This is a genomic window from Kitasatospora sp. NPDC017646 (assembly GCF_044329365.1).
Taxonomy (GTDB): domain Bacteria; phylum Actinomycetota; class Actinomycetes; order Streptomycetales; family Streptomycetaceae; genus Kitasatospora.
The window spans coordinates 1-3,933 of the sequence record NZ_JBIRJC010000113.1 but is presented as its reverse complement, the minus strand read 5'-3'; the positions used below and the strand labels follow the sequence as shown (position 1 = coordinate 3,933).

At 70.5% G+C, this 3,933-nt stretch carries 3 protein-coding genes; all 3 read right to left on the bottom strand.

Annotated elements, in window-relative coordinates; translation table 11 throughout:
• Positions 1–141: 141 nt before the first annotated feature.
• Positions 142–2,445: a hypothetical protein gene (locus ACH4J0_RS42860; protein ID WP_396246612.1), complete on the bottom strand. Its 2,304-nt coding sequence runs from the start codon at positions 2,443–2,445 to the stop codon at positions 142–144.
• Between the two features lie 7 nt (positions 2,446–2,452).
• A complete protein-coding gene (locus ACH4J0_RS42855) occupies positions 2,453–2,887 on the bottom strand; it encodes a hypothetical protein (protein WP_396246611.1) in 435 nt (144 codons plus the stop codon).
• A gap of 623 nt (positions 2,888–3,510) precedes the next feature.
• On the bottom strand, positions 3,511–3,933 hold a 423-nt coding region (locus ACH4J0_RS42850), incomplete at its 5' end, for a transposase (RefSeq protein WP_396246610.1).

Genomic DNA, 3,933 nt, shown 5'->3' with positions numbered 1-3,933 from the left:
CCGGCGGGGCGGGCTCTCACTCGTGTGGGGCCCCTTGCGCCCCGGGGGGGGGGTCTGGGGGCCGGGGGGGGGGGGGGGGGCCGGGGGGGGGGGGGGGGGTGGTGGTCCCCCCCCCCCCCCCGGCACCGGGGTGTGCGGCTGTCACCGCGTGCCGTTGGCGGTGCTGTTCGCGCTGGCGCCCATCGTGCCGCCCTGCGCGGCCTGCCCGCCGACCCGTGCGGCGAGCTGCTCGACCTGTGTCTGCGTCAGGGCCGAGCCCTTGGCCGCGTCGCGGACGGCCTGGGCCGCGCTGATCGCGTTGGAGTTGCGGCCGCCGTCCGCGCCGTGGCCGGCCTCGGCCTGGGCGGCCGCGGTGGTGTCCTGCTGGACGTTCGCCGTGACCGATTGCAGGATCTGGTCGACGATGAAGTCCGATGCTTTGGACGCGCCGGCCGCGGTGGCGACGCCGTCCGTGATCCCGCCCAGGGCGGTGCTGAAGCCCTTCTTGGCCCAGGTGGAGCCGCTCTGGACGGCGTCGTTGAACGCCTTGTCCGAGGCGGCGTGCTGTTTGAACACTGCGTCGGCCCGGGCCTCGTTGAGGACGCCGGCCACGGCGCCGCCGGCGTTTGCGGCGTTCTCCACCGGAAGGGCGAGCTTCCCAGTGTCGGTCTCGCCGCCGGCGAAGGCGTTGTGGATCAGGCCGGTGGTGTAGGCCTGCTGGGCGTTGATGACGCTGCCGTAGGCGGCCGGGTCCCGGCCGAGGACGTTGAGCATGGAGCGGACGTCGGAGGTGTCGAACCTGGCCGCTTGGCCGTTGGTCGGCAGCGTGTGGTCCCACAGCGACATGGCCTGCTGGACGTCGCCCATGTAGTCGGCGGTCATCCTTCCCAGGCTCGGGCGCAGGGCCGCCAGCGCGGCGGCATGGCCGGGCTTGTCGGCGATGCGGGTGAGGCTTCCGTTCTCGTCCTGCCCGAACTCCTTCATGACCTTGTTCATGACATTCGCCTGGTCGGCGGTGTGCTTCGTCGGTGTGGAGGGCATGTCGTCGTACGGGTATCCGCTGGTCGCGGCCTCCAGCGCGTGCCCGAACGCGGTCGGGCCGCTGGCCAGGGACTTCGCCTGGACAGCCGGGTCGGAGGAGAGGGTGTCCTGCTTGAACTCCTTGTCGTGCGCCAGGTAGTGCAGGTAGTCGGCGGGCTTGGCCTTGCCCTTCGGGTCGATGGTGCCGTCGGCGTTGTACGCGGTGGGCTGGTCGTGGAAGAACTTGGTGGCGGCGTCCGGGCTGTGGCCCAGCGCTTCCAGGATCCCGGTGAGCGGCTGGTAGCCCGCTGCGCCGTCCTGGCCGGTGATGTTGTAGATCCCCCGCTGGTCGCCGCCGAAGTCGGGCCAGAACGGGCGCGTCCGGTTGGTGTCCTTGGCGTCGAGCTGGAGGACGTGCTCGGCGATCGGGTTGAGGAAGTGCGGGTCGTAGTTCCCGGTCCGCAGGATGCCGGCCAGTACCTGGTACCCGCGGGGGATGTACGGCCGGGTGCCCATCCCGACCGCCGGCTCTTCCGACAGCAGCTCGGCGCCCGCCTTGCGCAGGTCGGCTTCCCACTGGTCGGACAGGTGTGGCTGGTTGGAGGTGCGGGTGGCCGTGGCCAGGGTGGTGCCGAGGTTCTTCTGCAGGTCCCGGTACTGCTGCAGGCGGGTGTCGCTCATGCCCCCGACGCCGGAGTCGGCGCCGACCATGTTGTCCCAGAAGACCAGCAGGCCCTTCGGTCCGATTGTCTCGTAGAACCTGGTGGTGAACACCGGGTCGCCGCCGTGGGCGGCCAGCAGGCTGTTGAGTTCCACGAGTTCGGGATCGGTGAGTTTCTTGCCCTTGGCGGCCAGCTGGGCGGCACGCCTGGCGTCCGCCGCCGGACCGCCGCCGATGGCCTGGGCGTTGAAGGAGCCGTCCTTGTCGGTGGAGGCGTCCGAGCGAAGGGCGAAGCAGGCCCGCTGGTCGGCCTCGGTGGCCTCCCGCAGAACGCTGTCGATCCGGGCCCGCATGTCGCCGGCCTTCGACCGGTACTTGTCGTGGTAGGCGGCGGCCGCCTGCGGGTCGTTCTTGATGGCTTTGTCGGGGTCCGGCCAGCTGACCGTCCCGTCGGAGCTGACGGTGAGGCCGGCCGTGGTGGCCTCCGTCACCAGCGCGCTCAGCTTGTCCTTCGCGGCCTGGATGTCGGTCGCGGCTTCCCGCAGTACGGAGGCGAGCGCGTCGGCCTCGATGGCCGCGGCGCCCAGCTGGTCGTTGCCGCGCTGGAGTGCCGGCTTCGCCGCGTCCGCGTCCTTCCCGGTCCATCCGGAGCTGTTGACCTTGCCGACCACACCGCTGTTCCACTCGCCGTCCATCGTCCTGAGCTTCGCGGCGATCCCATCCCAGGCGCCCGCGGCCGTTCCCAGGGAGTCGACCTTCGCGTGCGTCAGATCGTAGACGTCCACCACGACATCAGCCCCCGTTCTGCTCGAAAGACGTGATGGCCGCGGCCTCGGCGTCGCGGTAGTTTTTGGCTGTCGTCCGAAGGTTCTGCGCGAGCCCGCCGATGACCTTCGACAGCCCCTGGATCTGCTTGTCCCAGGTCGCCGAGGCGTCCTTGCACGCCGCCCCGACCCCGAACCCGGGCAGCCCGCCCGCGACTGCGGCCATCTTTTCGTCCGCGCCCTGGCACTCGCCGCCGAGACGGCCGTTGATCTGCTCGGCATTCGTGGCGGCGCCGTCCAACGCGGTCAGTTCGGCCGCGAGCTTCCCCCCGGAGACATCACCTGCCGAGTTGATCTGTGTCCGGGCAGCCTCCTGACGCCTGGCCGCGGCAGTCAAGTTGCCGTTCGCGTCATACGCCCACGGGTTCATCATGCGGTCGAACTCGATTGCTCGATCAGACATGCCGCTCCACCCCCTACGACTGGCTTTGACACCAGCCCTCCCCTGACCAGTAACCGATCGATCGTACCCATCAGGCCCCTTCGGACACACGTACCAGCGAATCACCCGAGGACGGGACACAGCGCGCCGTCGATCCCGCTGGACATGAACGCTCCCTTGCGGCCTTGAATGGTCCACATCCTGACGGCTCGCCACGGCCTACCGCCTGAGTACCCGTACCCAGAGGGGACCGGCGTCCCCGGCGGGGATCTCGGGTGGTACCGGCTCACGGATTCGTACGGCGGACCGGCCCCGGAGGCCGCCTGCCACGATCAGGGTGTTACGCGGCACCGGAGAGGGTCATCGGCGGGGTGATGGCGCTGTCCGTCGCGGACGCCGGCGGGGATCCGGACGTTGTGTTCGTGCCGCCGGGTCACGACGGTGCTGCTGCTCCGCCCGCTGACGGTCCGCGACCTGCTGCTCAGCGCGCAGCATCGCGTGCCGGCGCATGTGCTCGTCGACTGCCGCACGGCGCCGGTCGCCGGTGGCGCCTTCCGGCAGCTGGGCGACCGCTTCGCGGGCCAAGGCGTCGCGGGTCAAGCGGCGGTCGACCAGCTGCTTCTAGGGCCTGTTCCGAGTTCAGATCAAGATCGGAGGCTGCGGAGCCATATGACGGCGCCGCGTAGGTGCAGTCCGGCGAGGTAGCTGTCAGGGGTCTTGTCATAGCGAGTCGCCAGACCGCGCCACTCCTTGATCTTGTTGATGCAGCGCTCAACGGTGTTGCGGTCCTTGTAGAGGTCGGCGTCGTGGGTGACGGGACGGCCGCCGCGCGATCCCTTCTTCCTGCGATTGGCGGCCTGGTCGGCCTTCTCCGGGATGACGCCCTTGATCCGGCGTCGGCGCAGGTAGGCGCGGTTGGCGCGGGAGGAGTACGCCTTATCACCGGCAACCGCGTCCGGGCGGGTTCGGGGCCGGCCGACCGGGCCGCGGACCTTGATCCGCTCGACGACCGGGATGAAGCGGGGGCTGTCGGCGGCCTGCCCGGGCGTGATCACGAAGGACAACGG